This window comes from Streptomyces griseoaurantiacus, assembly GCF_036189845.1.
Classification (GTDB): domain Bacteria; phylum Actinomycetota; class Actinomycetes; order Streptomycetales; family Streptomycetaceae; genus Streptomyces; species Streptomyces griseoaurantiacus.
Genome location: NZ_CP108326.1, coordinates 3,395,912 through 3,412,666 on the forward strand (window position 1 = coordinate 3,395,912; position 16,755 = coordinate 3,412,666).

Below are 16,755 nucleotides of genomic sequence, written 5' to 3' on the forward strand. Positions count from 1 at the left end.
TTCCGGCGCGTCGGGTCTTTCCTCGGGTGGTTCCAACACGTCCCCCACAAAAGGTGATGCACGGATTCCGTATCCGCGCGCACAGAAGACCCACAGGTCCCGTCCCCGGTTGTGGACGCGTTGATTACGATTCGGGCATGGCGAAGAAGCTCGTGATCAAGGTGACCGCAGGGGCCGACGCGCCCGAGCGCTGCTCGCAGGCGTTCACCGTGGCGGCCGTGGCCGTGGCCAGTGGCGTGGACGTGTCCCTGTGGCTGACCGGGGAGTCCGCGTGGTTCGCGCTGCCGGGCCGGGCGGCGGAGTTCGAGTTGCCGCACGCCGCGCCGCTGCCCGGCCTGATCGAGTCGATCATGGCGGCGGGCCGCATCACGCTGTGCACGCAGTGCGCCGCCCGCCGGGACATCACGGAGAAGGACGTCATCGAGGGCGTCCGGATCGCGGGCGCGCAGGTGTTCGTGCAGGAGGCGATGGCGGACGAGACGCAGGCGCTCGTCTACTGAGACGGGGCGGGGGCAGACCTCCCACCGACACCGACACCGGTGCCGGCAAGCGCACGCGCACCGGCATGGGTTTCGGTGCCCCGGCCTGCGTCAGTGGCGCTTCCTGCCGTCCAGCTCGTCCCACCATTCGTCGGACTTGGGGTCGCCGGAGGGGTCGTCCCACCAGCGGTCCTCGGGGCCGCGCCGGTTGGCGAACATCGCGGCCGCCGGGGGAATGACCATGGCCACCAGGCACATGCCGATGGCGGCCGGGACCGACCAGAGCCGTACGACCGCCCAGGCCAGTACGAAGAGTGCGATGCAGGTCCCCATCATCACGAAATAGGTCCGGCGCCGACGTGCGTACATGCTTCTCAGGGTAGGCCGGATCGCCCCTCCGCGACCCGGCGGAGACGACGGCGAGGGGCCGCACCCGCCGGTCCTCCCGGTGGGTGCGGCCCCTCGCCGTGGGTGCGCGGCGCGGACGGGTCCGCGCCCGCGTCCTCAGACCGCGATCGCGACCTCCGCGAGGCCGCCCTGCTGGGCGACGACCGTGCGGTCCGCGCTGCCGCCGGGCACCAGGGCCCGCACGGTCCAGGTGCCCTCGGCCGCGTAGAAGCGGAACTGCCCCGTCGCGGAGGTGGGGACCTCCGCGGTGAACTCGCCGGTCGAGTCCAGCAGCCGGACGTAGCCGGTCACGGGCTCGCCGTCCCGGGTCACCTGGCCCTGGATGGTGGTCTCACCGGGCTTGATCGTCGAGGCGTCCGGGCCGCCGGCCTTCGCTCCGCACATGTCCTACTCCTGAAGAGGTCTTGAAAGGTCGGTGTCGTCGGTCGTGAGGGGTTACTTGCCGGTGCCGAGCTCGATCGGCACGCCCACGAGGGAGCCGTACTCGGTCCAGGAACCGTCGTAGTTCTTGACGTTCTCCTGGCCCAGCAGCTCGTGCAGCACGAACCAGGTGAGCGCGGAGCGCTCACCGATGCGGCAGTAGGCGATGGTGTCCTTGGCGAGGTCCACGTTCTCGGCGGTGTAGAGCTCCTTGAGCTCGTCGTCCGACTTGAACGTGCCGTCGTCGTTGGCGTTCTTCGACCACGGGATGTTCGCGGCCGTCGGGACGTGGCCCGGACGCTGCGACTGCTCCTGCGGCAGGTGGGCCGGGGCGAGCAGCTTGCCGGAGAACTCGTCGGGCGAGCGCACGTCGACGAGGTTCTTCGAGCCGATCGCGTCGACGACGTCGTCGCGGAAGGCGCGGATCGAGGCGTCCTGCGGCTTGGCCTTGTACTGGGTGGCCGGGCGGTTCGGGACCTCGGAGCCGTCGACCAGGTCGCGGGAGTCCAGCTCCCACTTCTTGCGGCCGCCGTCGAGGAGCTTGACGTCCTGGTGGCCGTACAGCTTGAAGTACCAGTACGCGTACGAGGCGAACCAGTTGTTGTTGCCGCCGTAGAGGACGACGGTGGTGTCGTTGGCGATGCCCTTGGCCGACAGGAGCTTCTCGAAGCCCTCCTGGTCGACGAAGTCGCGGCGGACCGGGTCCTGGAGGTCCTTGGTCCAGTCGATGCGGATCGCGTTCTTGATGTGGTTCTTGTCGTACGCGGCGGTGTCCTCGTCGACCTCCACGAGCGCCACGTTCGGGTCGTCCAGGTGCTCCTGGACCCAGTCGGCGTCGACCAGTACGTCGCTGCGGCTCATGCTTTTCTCCTCCGGGGCAGTTACGGCGGGATGGTGCGGGATGGTGCCGAATTCGTACGGGGCGCGCGGCCGTGCCCCGGGAGGGGCGCGTACGGCGCGGGGTGGGGCTCTCGAGGGCGAGGGCGCCCGGGGGAACGCGGAGGCGGCGGCCTCCGGTCAGAAAGTGCGACAGAGCATGGCGGCGACGCGGCACAGGTCGACTGCCCGCCGCTTCGTCAGATCCGCCTGTCCCCGCAGTCGGGAGACGCTCGAGTAGCACTGCATGCAGCGATCGTAAGGACGGACGGGCGCGCATGTCACCGGCGTGTCATATCGCGAGACACGATCGTCCACGATGTGGGACGACCGAGGTGTCAGAGGTCCCGCGGGTCCCGTGCCGGGTCCGCCGCTGCCCGGTTTCGCGGCCATTGTCGGCCGCGCCGCGCGAGCGGGGCATCTGCTGAGCGGACGGGGGCGTCTCGGCTGACGGACAGTCGGACTGGCGGGGACGGTGTTCGGGATGCCTTTCGGCCACCCCTGGGCGCGTCCAGGGGCGGTTCTACCCTGCGGGAGCCCGTCTCATTCCGGAGGGCCGCCTCATTCCGGAAGGCCGTCTCATCGCGGACGGCCGTCTCATTCCGGAGGGCCTGCGTCTCGCGCCGGGGGGCCGGCCCGTCGGCCCGCGGTGCCCGCCGTTCAGCCCGTCACGTTGACGTCGGTCCCCTTGGCGGTGATGTGCACGCCCTCCTCCGCGGCCTCGACCTTGTCGATCCTGATGCCACCGGGGAGCTTGTCGATGACCTGCTGGAAGTCGGTGATCGAGCGGATCTTCTGCTCGGCGAGGTCCACACCGGTCTTCGGCAGCGAGTCGGCGTGCACCTTGACGGTGTCGCCCTCGACGGTGACCGAACTGAGCAGGGAGGTGGTCTGCGCGATCTTCTGGCCGAGCACCGAGCCCTCCAGCCTGACCTTCACCTTGATCTTGCCGTTGCCGCCGTCCGAGAGACCGAGGACCTTCGCGGTGACGCCGGGCACGACCTCCGTCGGCTCCGACTTCGCCGCCTTCAGGAGTTCCGCGTAGGAGATGGTCGCCGTGCCGGTCGCGGTGCGCGCGGTGGCGGAGGAGTAGTCGCCGGAGAAGTCGACGCCGTGCATGTCCGCCTCGAGGTCGTCGATGCGGATGGTGTCCGCGCCGCCGTTCCCGCCCGCGGTGCCGGTGTCGACCTCGTAGTCCTTGATGCCGACGTGGATCTCGTCGAGTTCGCCGCCCGCGACCTGGGTGAGGAAGGGGAAGCCGTCGATGGAGACGCTGGGGGTCTCGGTGAGGTGCTCGTTGGTCTTGATGCGGTCGGCGGCCTCGTTCTGGGCGAGGTGCACGGCGACGCGGTCGGCGATGACGAAGAGCCCGCCGAGGACCACGACGATGATGAGAATTATTCGCAGTGCGCGCATGCCCGGTGTGTCCCCCGTGTCGATCGGCCGAAAGGCGAGCCTAACGCGGGAGTCAGGAGGGCCGCGCGGGTGGGGGACGGCTTGTCGATCACCTGTGACAGGCCGTTCCCCGCCCCGGTTCCCCGCGGCTCCCCCTCGGACCGGGGCGTCACCCCAGCGCCCGCCCCAGCACGTACACGGCCGGCGCGGCCGCGGCGAGGGGCAGGGCCACACCCGCCGTGAAGTGCACGAAGCGGGAGGGGTAGTCGTAGCTCGCCGCCCGGTGGCCGATCAGCGCGCACACCCCCGCGCCCGCCCCGAGCACCGCGCCCCGGCTCCCCAGGTCCGTCATGCCGCCGACGGCGATCCCGGCGCCCGCCGCGGCGAGCAGGGCGACGACCACGGACGCCGCCGTCGGCAGCGGCAGCGCCCGCGCGACGATCGCCACGGCCACCGCCACGCCGCCCACGGTGACCGCGTCCGCCTCGGCCGCGAGGTGCCCCGTCGCCACGATCGTCAGCGCGGCCGAGACGACCGTCGCCATCAGGCCGTACATCCGCTCGTCCGCGTCCGCGTGCGAGCGCAGCTGCAGGACGACGGTCAGCAGCACCCACACGCCGAGGGTGCCGAGGATCGCGGCCGGTCCGTGCTCCCGCCCCTTGGCGAGGACCGCCACGTCGGCCACGAGGCCGCCCAGGAAGGCCAGCGCGATGCCCTGCCGGGCCGGCCACATGCCGTTGAGCCGGAACCAGCCGGCCGCGGTCACCGCCTGCAGCAGGACCAGCGGCACGACCAGCGCGTACGAGCCCACGGCCGCCGTCCCGGCGAGCAGCGCGCCCAGCACGGCGGTGAGCAGCGCGGGCTGCATCCCGGGCTCGATGATCGGTGAGCGGCCCTCCAGCCGGGCCCGCTGCGCATCGGTGATCCGGGCGTTCCCGGCGACCGTGGCGGGCCCGTAGCCCGCGTCACCGGCCCCGTCCCCCGCGGCGGGCGCGGGAGCCGCTGCCGGGGTCCGGGCGGCGGGCGCGGCGGGCTCGTGAGGCACGGCCGACTCGTGGGGCACCGCCCCCGTCGTCGGCAGGTACGCGGTCTCCGCCGCCGGGACGGCGAGCGAGGGCTGGACGCTCGTCTCCCAGGTCTGGCCCTGCCACTGCTGGGTGTTCTGCAGCGGATCGCCGGCGTCACCGCCGTACCAGTCCTGCTGCTGGGCGTGCGGGGGCTGCTGGTGCTGCTGGTGCTGCTGGTGGGGATACGGCTGCGGGGCCTGGGGGAACGCGTGCGGCTGTTCCGCGTAGCCCTCATAGCCTTCGTGGCGCTCGTAGCCCTCGTGGCTGTCGTAGCCCTCATGGCTCTCGTACCCGGGCCGGTACCCCTCGGGCGCCGCGTAGCCCTCGTACCCCTGCCCCTGGTCCTGGCCCTGCCCCCGGTCCTCGTACCGCTGCTGCCCGTACTGCCGGTACCGCTCCTGGTCCCGCTGCTGTCCGTGTTCCCCGTAGGGCCCATACGGCTCGGTCATGCTCACCCTCCTGCGAACGGCGGGAGCACCTCTACCGTGCCGCCCTCGGCCAGCCGTACCGTCTCGTGCTCACGCGTCCCGACCGGGTTCCCGTCGACGAGGAAGGAGCACCGCAGCAGGACCCGGTCCAGCTCGCCGGGGTGTCGTTCCCGGGCGGCGTCGAGTGCCTGCGCGAGCGTGGCCGCGTCGTACGGCTCCTCGGCGATTCCGGCCGCGGCCTTGGCGGCGGCCCAGTAGCGCACCGTGCCTCTTGCCATCTCGTCCCTCGATCGTGGGGCCGGCCGGAAGGTTCCGGCGTTCGGCTGTGAACACGGTCAGGCTAGCCCGCCCGCGCCGCCACCCATGCCCCGATGCGCTCCAACAGCTCGTCGGCGGCGGCGTTCTCGGCGTGGCCCATGCCCCTCTCCAGCCAGAGTTCGGCGTGGCCGGGGGCGGCCTCGGCCAGCATGCGGGGGTGGTCGAGGGGGAAGTAGCCGTCCCGGTCGCCGTGGACGACGAGCAGCGGGGTGGGCGCGATCAGCGGCACCGACTCGACCGGGGAGGCGGGAACCGGGTCCCAGTCCCGGTGGTGGATGCGGGTCCGCAGCCCGTAGCGGCCGACCGCGCGCCCCACCGGCCGGGTCACCAGCCAGTGCAGCCGGCGCATGGGTGCCGTGCCCCGGTAGTACCAGCGGGCCGGCGAGCTGACCGCGACCACGGTGTCCGTCTCCGCGCCCGGGGGCCTGAGCGCCGCGTGCCGCAGGACCACCGAGCCGCCCATCGAGAATCCGACCGTGGCCACACGGGTGTGGCCGAGGTCACGTGCCCACCGCACGGCCGCCGCCAGGTCGAGCACCTCGCGGTCGCCGACGGTGGAGTGCCCGCCGGAGGCTCCGTGCCCGCGGAAGGAGAAGGTGACCACCGCTCCGTGGCGGCGCAGCGCGGCCGCGACCCGGCGGACGTACGGACGCTCCAGATCCCCGGTGAATCCATGGGCGAGGACGAGTGCGAGCCCGGTGCCGACGGCACCCCCGGCGGGCTCCCCCGGGTCGTACGCGGCATCGATCGCGACCCCGTCCTCGGTGCGCAGGAACCGCCGCGCGGACCCCTGGGACACCCCCTCCGTAAACGTCCCGGACACCGCCGCCGCGGCCGTCTCACCCTTCGGACGCCTGGTGGAACGTGCCGCACGACCTGCCCTGCCACCGCTCATGTGGGCTATTGTGCTGGGAAGAGGACTCGGGCAGAGCAGCCCCCGGGTCCTTTTGTGCTTCCGGCGGCGTTGTATACGAAGCGGGACGCCGGGGTGGGAGCACCGAAGCAACGCAGTGCCGCACACGTCCTCGATGGAACCGAGGAAGGACCAGACGTCATGGGCCAGCGAATCGAGCACCACCATAGGAGCCACGAGCCCCGAAGGCCCCTCGGGACCCGTGTGATCCACGGGACCCACGGGACGACGACGCCCGGGGGGAGGACGCGATGAGTTCCCTGCTGCTCCTCACCAACGCCCTCCAGCCCTCGGCGGAGGTGCTTCCGGCGCTCGGCCTGCTGCTGCACAGCGTGCGGGTGGCCCCGGCGGAGGGCCCGGCCCTCGTCGACACCCCCGGCGCCGACGCCATCCTGATCGACGGCCGCCGCGACCTGCCGCAGGTGCGCAGCCTGTGCCAGCTCCTGCGCTCCACGGGACCGGGCTGCCCGCTCGTCCTGGTGGTGACCGAGGGCGGCCTCGCGGCCGTCACGGCGGACTGGGGCATCGACGACGTCCTGCTGGACACCGCCGGCCCCGCCGAGGTGGAGGCCCGGTTGCGGCTGGCCATGGGCCGGCAGCAGATCGCGGGCGACGACTCCCCCATGGAGATCCGCAACGGCGACCTGTCGGTGGACGAGGCGACGTACTCGGCCAAGCTCAAGGGCCGCGTCCTCGACCTCACCTTCAAGGAGTTCGAGCTGCTGAAGTACCTCGCCCAGCACCCGGGCCGGGTCTTCACCCGCGCCCAGCTCCTGCAGGAGGTCTGGGGGTACGACTACTTCGGCGGTACCCGCACGGTCGACGTGCACGTACGGCGGCTGCGGGCCAAGCTCGGCCCCGAGCACGAGTCGCTGATCGGCACCGTGCGCAACGTCGGCTACCGGTTCGTGACCCCGGAGAAGCCGGAACGGACCCAGCCGGGCGAGCGGGCGGAGAAGCAGGACGCGCAGGGCGGGCCGGAGGGGGCGCGGCGGGCGAAACGGGACGAGGCGGGCGAGCCGGCCGAGGCCGTCGCCAAGGCGGCCTCCGAGGCCTGATCCCGAGGGGTGAGAAGCGGAGGGAAAGCGCCTGCCCAGGCGCGTTCCATCCGCGTAGACTCCGCGCGTGGCCAAGGTGACTCGGGATGATGTGGCGCGGCTGGCGGGGACCTCCACCGCCGTCGTCAGCTATGTCATCAACAACGGACCCCGGCCGGTCGCCCCGGCCACGCGCGAGCGTGTCCTCGCCGCGATCAAGGAGCTGGGGTACCGGCCGGACCGGGTCGCCCAGGCCATGGCCTCGCGGCGGACCGACCTCATAGGCATGATCGTGCCGGACGCGCGCCAGCCGTTCTTCGGCGAGATGACGCACGCGGTCGAGCAGGCCGCCGCCGAGCGCGGGAAGATGGTGCTGGTCGGCAACACCGACTACGTCGCCGAGCGCGAGGTCCACTATCTGCGGGCCTTTCTCGGCATGCGGGTCTCCGGGCTGATCCTCGTCAGCCACGCGCTCAACGACCACGCCGCCGCCGAGATCGAGGCGTGGGACGCCCGGGTGGTGCTGCTGCACGAGCGGCCCGAGCTGATAGACGACGTGGCGGTGGTGACGGACGACCTCGGCGGCGCCCGGCTCGCCGTGCGGCACCTGCTGGACCACGGGCACCCCTACGTGGCCTGCATGGGCGGCACCGCCGACACACCCGCGGTGGGCGACCCGGTCTCCGACCACGTCGAGGGCTGGCGGCAGGCGATGGCCGAGGCCGGCATCCCGACGCAGGGGCGGCTCTTCGAGGCCCCCTACAACCGCTACGACGCCTACCAGGTGGGCCTCGAACTGCTGGCGGGACCGGACCGGCCGCCCGCGATCTTCTGCTCGACGGACGACCAGGCGATCGGGGTGCTGCGGGCGGCACGGGAACTGCGCATCGACGTCCCGGCGCAGCTCGCGGTGGCCGGCTTCGACGACGTGAAGGAGGCGGCGCTGACGGATCCGCCGCTGACGACGGTGGCCTCCGACCGGTCGGCGATGGCCCGCGCGGCGGTGGACCTCGTCCTGGACGACGGCCTGCGCGTCCCCGGCTCCCAGCGCGAGCGCCTGAAGCAGTTCCCCTCCCGGCTGGTGCGGCGGGCGTCCTGCGGCTGCGCGGCCTGAGCCCGCGCCCCCGGCGCCTCCCGGGTACGCCCCGAGCACCCCGTACATCTCAGCCGCCACCCGTCCTTATATCGGGCATACACACTTCTGTCGGGCTTCTCAGCGGTCCCTCAGGCGTCTCTCATGAGCGCGGGACACTCTCCTTTACATGACAGAGAGCAGCTTCCGCAGCGGCGACCACGAGCAGCACCCCCAGGCCGGCCAGGCCCCCCAGGGCCCCGCCGAGACGCACCTGCACGCTCCCGTGAACCCCGAGTGGCCGCCTCCCCCGCCCTACGCCCCCGCCCCGCAGGCCCCGGCCGCCCGCCGCAGGCGCGCGAGGGGTCCCGTCACGCTCCTCGCCGCCGTCGCGATAGCCGCCGCGGCCGTGGGCGGCGGCACCGCCTACGGCATCCAGGAGCTCACCCACTCCGACGGCACGGTCGCCGCGAGCACCACGGGCGCCGACGCCGTCCCGACCGCCAAGAAGGGCTCAGTCGCCGCCATCGCCGCCGCCGTCAGCCCCAGCGTCGTGGAGATCAACGCCACCTCGAACGCCGGACGGTCCACCGGCTCCGGTGTGATCCTGACCGGTGACGGCGAGGTCGTCACCAACAACCACGTCGTCTCCGGCGCCTCCTCCGTCAAGGTGCGCACCCACGACGGCAAGACCTACACCGCCCGGGTCGTCGGCACCGACAGCAAGAAGGACCTGGCGCTGATCAAGCTGGAGAACGCCTCCGGCCTCTCCCCCGCCTCCCTCGGCGACTCCGACGCCCTCCAGGTCGGCGACCAGGTCGTGGCCATCGGCTCCCCCGAGGGCCTCACCGGCACCGTCACCAGCGGCATCGTCTCCGCGCTGCACCGCGACGTGACCGTCTCCACCGACGAGGGTCAGCAGCAGCAACAGCAGGGCGGCGACGGCGGCTGGCCCTTCGAGTTCGGCGGCCGGCAGTTCAACGGCGACACCGGCGACTCCACGACGACGTACAAGGCGATCCAGACCGACGCCTCCCTCAACCCGGGCAACTCCGGCGGCGCCCTGATCAACGCCTCCGGCCAGATCATCGGCATCAACTCCGCGATGTTCTCCTCGGCCACCAGTTCCTCCTCGTCCGACGCGGGCAGCGTCGGCCTCGGCTTCGCCATCCCGATCAACACCGTCAAGTCCGACCTCGCGGCCCTGCGGGCCGGCGGCTCCGGCGACTGACCGCCCCGGCGCGGCAGGCCCACCGAAGGAGAACGAGATGATCCAGCAGGTGACGCACCCGGCCACCGGCACCGGAGCGGCGGGCACGACGCTCGCCCTGACGGTCGCCGCCGCCCTCGGGGGCCCGCGGCCCCAGTCGCCCCCGAGATCCCCGGCGAGCCCGGCACCCCGGGCCCCCGAGGTCACCTCCGCCCCGCCGCAGCCGCACCTCATGGGCCTGCGGACCACCGCCGACCGCCCGCACCGCCGCCGCGTCGCCCTGCGCAGGCTGGACACGCTGCGGACCTGACATGCGACGCTTGAGGCGTCCGCGCCCGCCCCCGACGGTGCCGCCGCAGGCGCCGGCGCACGGCACGCGGGCCCCGCCCGTCCCCCGCACCCGAGGAACCCCACGCCATGAGCCCCGCCGAAGGCGACCGTGACACCCAGCGCATCCTGATCGTCGACGACGAGCCGGCGGTGCGCGAAGCACTCCAGCGCAGCCTCGCCTTCGAGGGCTACGGCACCGAGGTCGCCGTGGACGGCGCGGACGCGCTGGAGAAGGCGGCCGCCTACCGGCCCGACCTGCTGGTCCTCGACATCCAGATGCCGCGCATGGACGGCCTCACCGCCGCCCGCCGCATCCGCGCCGCAGGCGACACCACCCCGATCCTCATGCTCACCGCGCGGGACACCGTCGGCGACCGGGTCACCGGCCTCGACGCCGGCGCGGACGACTACCTGGTCAAGCCCTTCGAGCTGGACGAACTGTTCGCCCGCATCCGCGCCCTGCTGCGCCGCAGCTCCTACGCCGCAGCCGTGGCCGGCGCGGACGAGGAGAACGACACCCTGGCCTTCGCCGACCTGCGCATGGACCTGGCCACCCGCGAGGTCACCCGCGGCGGGCGCGCGGTGGAACTGACCCGCACCGAGTTCACGCTCCTGGAGATGTTCCTGGCGCACCCGCGCCAGGTGCTGACCCGTGAGCAGATCCTCAAGGCGGTCTGGGGCTTCGACTTCGAGCCGAGCTCCAACTCCCTCGACGTGTACGTGATGTACCTGCGCCGCAAGACGGAGGCCGGCGGCGAGCCCCGCCTGGTCCACACCGTGAGGGGTGTCGGATACGTGCTGCGCGCGGGCGGCGCGGAGTGAGCGCAGTGGTCCGGCGATTCCGCACGCTGCCGCTCCGCTCCCGGCTGGCCCTGCTCGTCGCGGCGGCGGTCGCCTTCGCGGTGGCGGCGGTGTCGGTGACGTGCTGGTTCCTCGTGCAGGGCAGGCTGTACGCCCAGGTGGACGACGATCTGAAGCAGGCCACCCAGCGGCCGCAGCTGTACTCCCAGGTCGTCGGCACGCTCAACAACTGCACCCAGACCCCGCAGGGCGCCCCCAGTCAGCTGCGGACCCGGGAGAACTACTACCTCGAACTGGTCCAGGCGGACGGCACGGCCTGCGTCTCCTCGAACTCCGCGGGCATGGTGAAGGTCACCGGCGCCGACAAGCGCGTGGCCCAGGAAGCGGGCTCCGCCGACCGGGTCGTGCGCCGCAACGGCACCGACGACGACGGCAACGCCGTCCGCATCCGGACGATCCCGCTGACCGTCACCCAGAGCATCGACACCGAGCCGCAGGTCTTCCCCGGCACCGCCCTCCTCGTCGCGACCCCGCTCAGGAGCACCCAGTCGACCCTCAACGACCTGGCACTGATCCTGCTGCTGGTCTCCGGGATCGGCGTCCTGGGCGCCGGGGCCGCCGGGCTCGCCGTCGCCAGGGCCGGCCTGCGTCCCGTCGACCGGCTCACCGAGGCCGTCGAGCACGTGGCCCGCACCGAGGACCTGGCCGTCCGCATCCCCGTCGAGGAGCAGGCCGACGACGAGATCGCCCGCCTCTCCCGCTCCTTCAACTCCATGACGGGGTCCCTGGCCTCCTCCCGCGACCTGCAGCAGCAGCTCATCGCGGACGCCGGGCACGAACTGCGCACGCCGCTCACCTCGCTGCGCACGAACATCGAACTCCTCTCCCGCAGCGAGGAGACCGGCCGCCCGCTCCCCGCGGCCGACCGCAAGGCGCTGCTCGCCTCGGTGAAGGCCCAGATGACGGAGCTGGCCGCGCTCATCGGCGACCTCCAGGAGCTCTCCCGCCCGGACACCGGCCAGCACTCGGACCGCACCCGGATCCTCGCCTGGCAGGACATCGTGGAGGCGGCGCTGCGCCGGGCCCGGCTGCGCGGCCCGGAGCTGACGATCACGGCGGACGTGGAGCCGTGGTACGTCCGCGCGGAGCCGTCCTCGCTGGAGCGGGCGGTGGTCAACATCCTGGACAACGCGGTGAAGTTCAGCCCCGGGGGCGGCACGATCGAGGTGCGGCTGGCGGACGGGGTGCTCACGGTGCGGGATCACGGTCCCGGCATCGACGCCGAGGAACTCCCCTACGTCTTCGACCGCTTCTGGCGCTCCCCCGGGGCGCGCTCCCTGCCCGGCTCGGGCCTCGGCCTGTCGATCGTGGCCCGCGCGGTCCGGCAGGCGGGCGGCGAGGTCTCCCTCGCCCCCGCCGGGGACGCCGGCGGCGGCACGGTCGCCACGATCCGCCTCCCGGGAGCGCCGACACCGCCGCCGGGGCAGGAACCGGACGAGCTGACCTGACCGGGCCGCCCCCGCGGTTCCGTCAGGTGGCGCTGCGCAGGTGCCGTACCCGGGCGGGGCCGTCGACGGTGCCGCGGGCGATCCGGGACGCGAGCTCCTCCAGCCGTTCCCGGGTGGTGCGGTCCTCGGGCTGGTAGACGACCACGCGGGTGCCCGGATGCTCCTGGAGCCGCAGCGTGACCGTGCGCAGCGACAGGTTCCCCACGTGCAGCGAGCGGATCCGCTTCACCCGCCGGGCGCCGGAGGACACGTCCGCCTGGTCCCACAGCCGCGCGAACAGCGGCGACTCGGCGCGGAGCCGGCGGAGCAGCGGGGGCCAGGCCGGGTGCGTGAGCGATTCGCCGTGGTAGGCGCGGAGCTTGGCCACGAGTACCGCGCACTCCTGCGCGTGGTCGGCCTGCCCCTCGATCCAGTCGGGGTGGGTGAAGTGCAGGTACGCCCAGTTGCGGTCCGTCTCGGGGAGCGCCTCGATGTCGTTGATCATGAACCGGAAGGCCGCGTTGTAGGCCAAGGGCTCGAACCGGGGGTCGATCATCACCGCCGGGTGCGGGGAGAGGCTGTCCAGCAGGACCCGCAGGGGGCCGTCGTCCGCTCCGGGGCCCCCGGGTTCCTCCGCCTCCGTCTGCCCGCCGAGCAGGAACAGGTGCCGGCGCTCGTCCTCCGACAGGAGCAGGGCGTCCGCGATCGCCGCCAGGACCTCGGCACTGGGCCGCACGTCACGGCCCTGTTCGAGCCACGTGTACCAGGTCGATCCGACGTTCGCGAGGACCGCGACCTCCTCCCGGCGCAGCCCCTTGACCCGGCGCCGGCCACCACCCCCGGCGAGCCCCACGTCGGCGGGCGAGAGCCGGTCCCGCCGTGCGCGCAGATACGCGCCGAGTTCCCGGGAACGTACGTCAGCCATGCCGCCCAGCATGGCACCCGGGACCGGAACCAGGGTGGTGGTCCGACCACCAGCGTCACGGCGCTCTGGGTGGGCGGCCGCGGGGCCCGCAGAGTGCCTGTCATGCGACTACGAACGATGCGCGGCCGAGCCGGCCGGGACCGGGACGGCGAGGGCGGGGAGCGGGACGGCCCCCCGGAAACCGGGGCGACCGGCACCGGAGCCACGGACACCGGCACGACGAGCGCCGGGGCGGCAGCAACCGGGCCCACGGGCACCGGAGCCACAGGAACCGGGGCGGACGGCACCGGCACGACCGGCACCTGCACTACCGGGACCGGCACCACAGGAACCAGGGTGACGGGCACCGGACCTACCGGCACCGGAGCCACGGGAACCAGGGCGACCGGCACCGGACCTACCGGCACCGGGACCACAGGAACCAGAGTGACGGGCACCGGACCTACCAGCACCGGACCCACGGGCACCGGAGCCGCAGGAACCAGGGCGACCGGCACCGGCACGACGGGGACCGGGACCACAGGAACCGGGGCGACCGGGGCAGAGGGAACCGTGCCCGCCACCGGTACCGGGCTCACCGGCGCCGGCCCCCACGGAACCCGGCGGCCGCCCTCGTGGCCGGTGCTTCTCGCGGCGTTCGGTGCCACCTACACCTTCAGCGTCGGCAACGTGACCGCGCCGCGCCTCGGGCCGGCCCTCGGCGCGGACCGCGGCGAGGTCGCGCTGGTGCTCGCCGCGTACGCGACCTCGTTCGCCGCCGGGCTGATCCTGGCCGGGCGGCTCGGCGACCGGTACAGCCGCCGGCGGCTGCTGGGCGCCGGGCTCCTCGCGCTGGGGCTGACCTCGGCCCTGGCCGCGGCGGCCCCCGGGCTGTGGTGGCTGGTCGCGGCCCGGGTCCTGCAGGGCGCGGCCTCGGCGCTGGTGATGCCGCAGACACTGGCGCTCGTCCGGACCATGGGCGGCGACGGGCCCGCCGTGGCCCGGCGGACGGCGGCGTTCACCGCGAGCTCGGGGGTCGGCACCGTCGCCGGGCAGATCCTCGGCGGCCTCGTCATGGGGCTCGGCCTGCCCTTCGCGGGGTGGCGGGCGGCAGTGCTGACCTCCGCCCTCCCCGGCGCGGTGGCGCTGCTCGGCGTGCGCCGGCTCCCGGCGTCCGCCCGGGGCGGCGCCGAGCGGCCCGACCTCGGCGGGGCGCTGCGGATCGGCCTCCCGCTGCTGGCGCTCGTCGCCGGTCTGTCCCTCGGTCCGGCCACGCGCTGGACGTGGTGGACCCCGGCACTGGTGGCGGCGTGCCTGCTGGGGCTGTACGGCTTCCGGCGGGACCAGGGCCGCCGCGAGGAGGCCGGGCACCCGGTCCTCGTCCCGCCCTCGGTGCTGCGGCTGCCCGCGCTGCGGCTCGGCCTGCTGATGACCGTCCTGCTCTTCACGGGCTACGGGGCGTTCAGCTATGAGTACGCGCTGCTCACCCAGAGCGGGCTCGGGCTGACGCCGGTCGCGTCCGGGCTCGCGCTGACCGCCTTCGCCGGGACCTTCGTGGTGGCGGGGCTGCGCATGCCCCGGATCACCGCGCGGTTCGGCGCCCGCACGATGGAGCGGGCCGCGGCGGCGCAGGTCACCGGCCTGCTGCTGCTCGGCCTGGTCTCGTGGGCCGCGCAGGGCAGGAGCGCGGCGGCCTGGGTGGGGTGCTTCGAGGTGATCGGCGTGCTCCTCGGCGCCGCCCAGGCCGCCCAGTACGGGCCCTTGCTCGGCACCGTCATGGCGGCGGTCCCCGATCGGGCGGCGGGCCTGGCCGGGGGACTGTTCACCACCGCGCAGCAGGCCTCCCTCGGCCTCGGCGTGGCCACGGTGGGCGGCCTCTTCGGCTCCCTCGCCCCGCCGCTCGGCTGGGAGCACGCCTTCGCGGTCACCCTCGCCGTACAGGCGCTCACCACCGCGCTGTTCGGCCTCCTCGCGCGACGCCTGCGCGCGGAGGACCACACCGGCACAACGACAACCCTCGACACCGCGATCAGCACAGAAAAGGCATGAACATGATCAAGATGGTCATCACACTCAAGCGCCGCCAGGGCATGACCCACGAGGAGTTCACGCACTACCAGCGGAACATCCACCGCCCGCTGCTCATGTCGATCCCCGAGGCGCGGCGGTACATCCGCCGGTTCGTCGTCTCGTACCCCGTCCCGGCGCCCCGGTACCCCGAGCCGGCGTACGACTCGGTGGTCGAGGCGTGGTTCGACAGCATGGCCGACCTGGAGGCGCTGTTCTTCAGCGAGAACTTCCTCAGGACCGTCGACCCGGACCACGAGAACTTCATCGACCTGTCCGCCTTCGGGCGGATCATCTGCGAGGAGGACGTGGTCCTCGACCGCGCCGCCTCCTGACCGCGGCCGCCGGGGGCGGCGGCGCCACCGCCCCCGGCCCGCAGTCCACCCGCTGCCCACCGTCCACCCCCGGCCCGCCGTCCGTCCGCCGCCCACCACCGCGGGACACGCGACACGCCCCTGCCCTCCCCGTACGCTTCGACGCATGACCAGCGACGACACCGCACTGCCCGGCCGGAACCGTTCCCTCGACACCCTCGCCGTGCTCTCCCCCGACCAGGCGGAGGCCGTCTCCGCGCTGCTCGCGGAGGCCGCCCGCAACGACGGGCAGCAGGCGGTGTCCGAGCAGGGCAGGCTGCGACTGCGCGGCGGCGCCCGGGAGGGCGTACGGCATCTGCTGCTGTCGGCCGGCGACACCCTCGTCGGCTACGCGCAACTGGAGGACACCGATCCGGTGGAGGCACCGGCCGCCGAACTGGTCGTGCACCCCACCCACCGCGGGCAGGGCCACGGCCGCGCGCTCGGTTCGGCACTGCTCGCCGCGACGGGCAAGCGGCTGCGCGTGTGGGCGCACGGCGGGCACTCCGCCGCCCGGCACCTGGCCCAGGTCCTCGGCCTCACCCTCTTCCGCGAGCTGCGCCAGATGCGGCGCCCGCTGACCGACTTCGACGCCCCCGAGCCGAAGCTCCCCGAGGGCGTGCGCGTGCGGACGTTCCGGCCCGGCCAGGACGACACGGCCTGGCTCGCCGCCAACGCCGAGGCCTTCGCCCACCACCCCGAGCAGGGCTCCCTCACCCAGCGCGACCTGGACGACCGCATGGCCGAGCCCTGGTTCGACCCCGAGGGCTTCTTCCTGGCCGAGCGCGCGGGGGAACTCCTCGGCTTCCACTGGACGAAGACGCACGCGGAGGAGGGGCTCGGCGAGGTCTACGTCGTCGGCGTGCGCCCCTCCGCCCAGGGCGGCGGCCTCGGCAGGGCGCTCACCACGATCGGCCTGCGCCACCTCGCGGAGCGGGGCCTGCCCACGGCGATGCTGTACGTCGACGCCGACAACACGGCGGCGGTGACGGTGTACGAACGCCTGGGCTTCACGACGCACGAGACGGACCTGATGTACCGCACGGAGAGCTGAGGCACCGGGGGCCGGGGCGGGAGCTGAGGCACCGGGGGCCAGGCACCGCGGGTGACGGTGGGGCCGCCGGGCCCCCGTGCCGCACGGGGGCCCGCCACCCCCGGCCCTCCCTCGCGGCGGCCCCGCACCCCCGGTG

General features: G+C 73.6%; 18 protein-coding genes. 10 read left to right on the forward strand and 8 right to left on the reverse strand.

Annotated features, from left to right (window positions below; all coding sequences use genetic code 11):
- The first annotated feature begins 137 nt into the window (after positions 1-137).
- Positions 138-500 (forward strand): DsrE family protein, encoded by a 363-nt coding sequence (locus tag OHB09_RS15095; protein WP_006139127.1) that lies wholly within the window; start codon positions 138-140, stop codon positions 498-500.
- 90 nt (positions 501-590) lie between these two features.
- Here the strand turns inward: OHB09_RS15095 and OHB09_RS15100 are convergent, their stop codons facing one another.
- The 7 genes from OHB09_RS15100 to OHB09_RS15130 form a co-directional block, all read right to left on the reverse strand.
- Positions 591-848: a DUF3099 domain-containing protein gene (locus OHB09_RS15100; RefSeq protein WP_167792664.1), complete on the reverse strand. Its 258-nt coding sequence runs from the start codon at positions 846-848 to the stop codon at positions 591-593.
- A gap of 135 nt (positions 849-983) precedes the next feature.
- Complete coding sequence (locus tag OHB09_RS15105; protein ID WP_006139129.1) at positions 984-1,271, reverse strand: DUF1416 domain-containing protein; 288 nt, start codon at positions 1,269-1,271, stop codon at positions 984-986.
- Between the two features lie 51 nt (positions 1,272-1,322).
- On the reverse strand, positions 1,323-2,168 hold the full coding sequence (locus tag OHB09_RS15110) for a sulfurtransferase (RefSeq protein ID WP_006139132.1): 846 nt from the start codon (positions 2,166-2,168) through the stop codon (positions 1,323-1,325).
- 675 nt (positions 2,169-2,843) lie between these two features.
- Entirely contained in the window at positions 2,844-3,599 is a 756-nt protein-coding gene (locus OHB09_RS15115) for an LmeA family phospholipid-binding protein (RefSeq protein ID WP_006139133.1), read from the reverse strand.
- Positions 3,600-3,747: 148 nt separating this feature from the next.
- A complete protein-coding gene (locus tag OHB09_RS15120; RefSeq protein WP_328922100.1) occupies positions 3,748-5,094 on the reverse strand; it encodes a hypothetical protein in 1,347 nt (448 codons plus the stop codon).
- Between the two features lie 2 nt (positions 5,095-5,096).
- Complete coding sequence (locus OHB09_RS15125) at positions 5,097-5,351, reverse strand: MoaD/ThiS family protein (protein ID WP_006139135.1); 255 nt, start codon at positions 5,349-5,351, stop codon at positions 5,097-5,099.
- 62 nt (positions 5,352-5,413) lie between these two features.
- Positions 5,414-6,286 carry an alpha/beta hydrolase gene (locus OHB09_RS15130; RefSeq protein ID WP_040894530.1) on the reverse strand — a complete coding sequence of 291 codons (873 nt, stop codon included), beginning with the start codon at positions 6,284-6,286 and terminating at the stop codon, positions 5,414-5,416.
- A gap of 269 nt (positions 6,287-6,555) precedes the next feature.
- Here OHB09_RS15130 and OHB09_RS15135 point away from each other — a divergent pair, with 269 nt between their 5' ends.
- The 6 genes from OHB09_RS15135 (at position 6,556) to OHB09_RS15160 (ending at position 12,262) form a co-directional block, all read left to right on the forward strand.
- Complete coding sequence (locus OHB09_RS15135) at positions 6,556-7,362, forward strand: winged helix-turn-helix transcriptional regulator (protein ID WP_006139137.1); 807 nt, start codon at positions 6,556-6,558, stop codon at positions 7,360-7,362.
- 67 nt (positions 7,363-7,429) lie between these two features.
- Positions 7,430-8,455 (forward strand): LacI family DNA-binding transcriptional regulator, encoded by a 1,026-nt coding sequence (locus OHB09_RS15140; RefSeq protein WP_040894531.1) that lies wholly within the window; start codon positions 7,430-7,432, stop codon positions 8,453-8,455.
- A gap of 148 nt (positions 8,456-8,603) precedes the next feature.
- Complete coding sequence (locus tag OHB09_RS15145) at positions 8,604-9,644, forward strand: S1C family serine protease (RefSeq protein WP_328922101.1); 1,041 nt, start codon at positions 8,604-8,606, stop codon at positions 9,642-9,644.
- Positions 9,645-9,681: 37 nt separating this feature from the next.
- A complete protein-coding gene (locus OHB09_RS15150) occupies positions 9,682-9,933 on the forward strand; it encodes a hypothetical protein (protein ID WP_319350764.1) in 252 nt (83 codons plus the stop codon).
- A gap of 107 nt (positions 9,934-10,040) precedes the next feature.
- Positions 10,041-10,775 carry a response regulator transcription factor gene (locus OHB09_RS15155; RefSeq protein ID WP_006139142.1) on the forward strand — a complete coding sequence of 245 codons (735 nt, stop codon included), beginning with the start codon at positions 10,041-10,043 and terminating at the stop codon, positions 10,773-10,775.
- Positions 10,772-12,262 carry a HAMP domain-containing sensor histidine kinase gene (locus OHB09_RS15160; RefSeq protein ID WP_093599983.1) on the forward strand — a complete coding sequence of 497 codons (1,491 nt, stop codon included), beginning with the start codon at positions 10,772-10,774 and terminating at the stop codon, positions 12,260-12,262. The genes OHB09_RS15155 and OHB09_RS15160 overlap by 4 nt, the downstream gene beginning before the upstream one ends.
- 22 nt (positions 12,263-12,284) lie before the next feature.
- Here OHB09_RS15160 and OHB09_RS15165 read toward each other — a convergent pair whose 3' ends face one another.
- On the reverse strand, positions 12,285-13,166 hold the full coding sequence (locus tag OHB09_RS15165) for a helix-turn-helix transcriptional regulator (RefSeq protein WP_176945227.1): 882 nt from the start codon (positions 13,164-13,166) through the stop codon (positions 12,285-12,287).
- 552 nt (positions 13,167-13,718) lie between these two features.
- Here OHB09_RS15165 and OHB09_RS15170 point away from each other — a divergent pair.
- The 3 genes from OHB09_RS15170 to mshD all read left to right on the forward strand — a co-directional run bounded on the left by OHB09_RS15170 (position 13,719) and on the right by mshD (position 16,619).
- The gene (locus OHB09_RS15170; protein ID WP_328922102.1) at positions 13,719-15,194 is read left to right on the forward strand and encodes an MFS transporter; all 1,476 of its coding nucleotides are present in this window, start codon (positions 13,719-13,721) and stop codon (positions 15,192-15,194) included.
- The gene (locus OHB09_RS15175; protein ID WP_006139146.1) at positions 15,191-15,547 is read left to right on the forward strand and encodes an EthD domain-containing protein; all 357 of its coding nucleotides are present in this window, start codon (positions 15,191-15,193) and stop codon (positions 15,545-15,547) included. The genes OHB09_RS15170 and OHB09_RS15175 overlap by 4 nt, the downstream gene beginning before the upstream one ends.
- A 145-nt stretch (positions 15,548-15,692) precedes the next feature.
- The gene (gene mshD, locus OHB09_RS15180; protein ID WP_328922103.1) at positions 15,693-16,619 is read left to right on the forward strand and encodes a mycothiol synthase; all 927 of its coding nucleotides are present in this window, start codon (positions 15,693-15,695) and stop codon (positions 16,617-16,619) included.
- Positions 16,620-16,755: the final 136 nt, after the last annotated feature.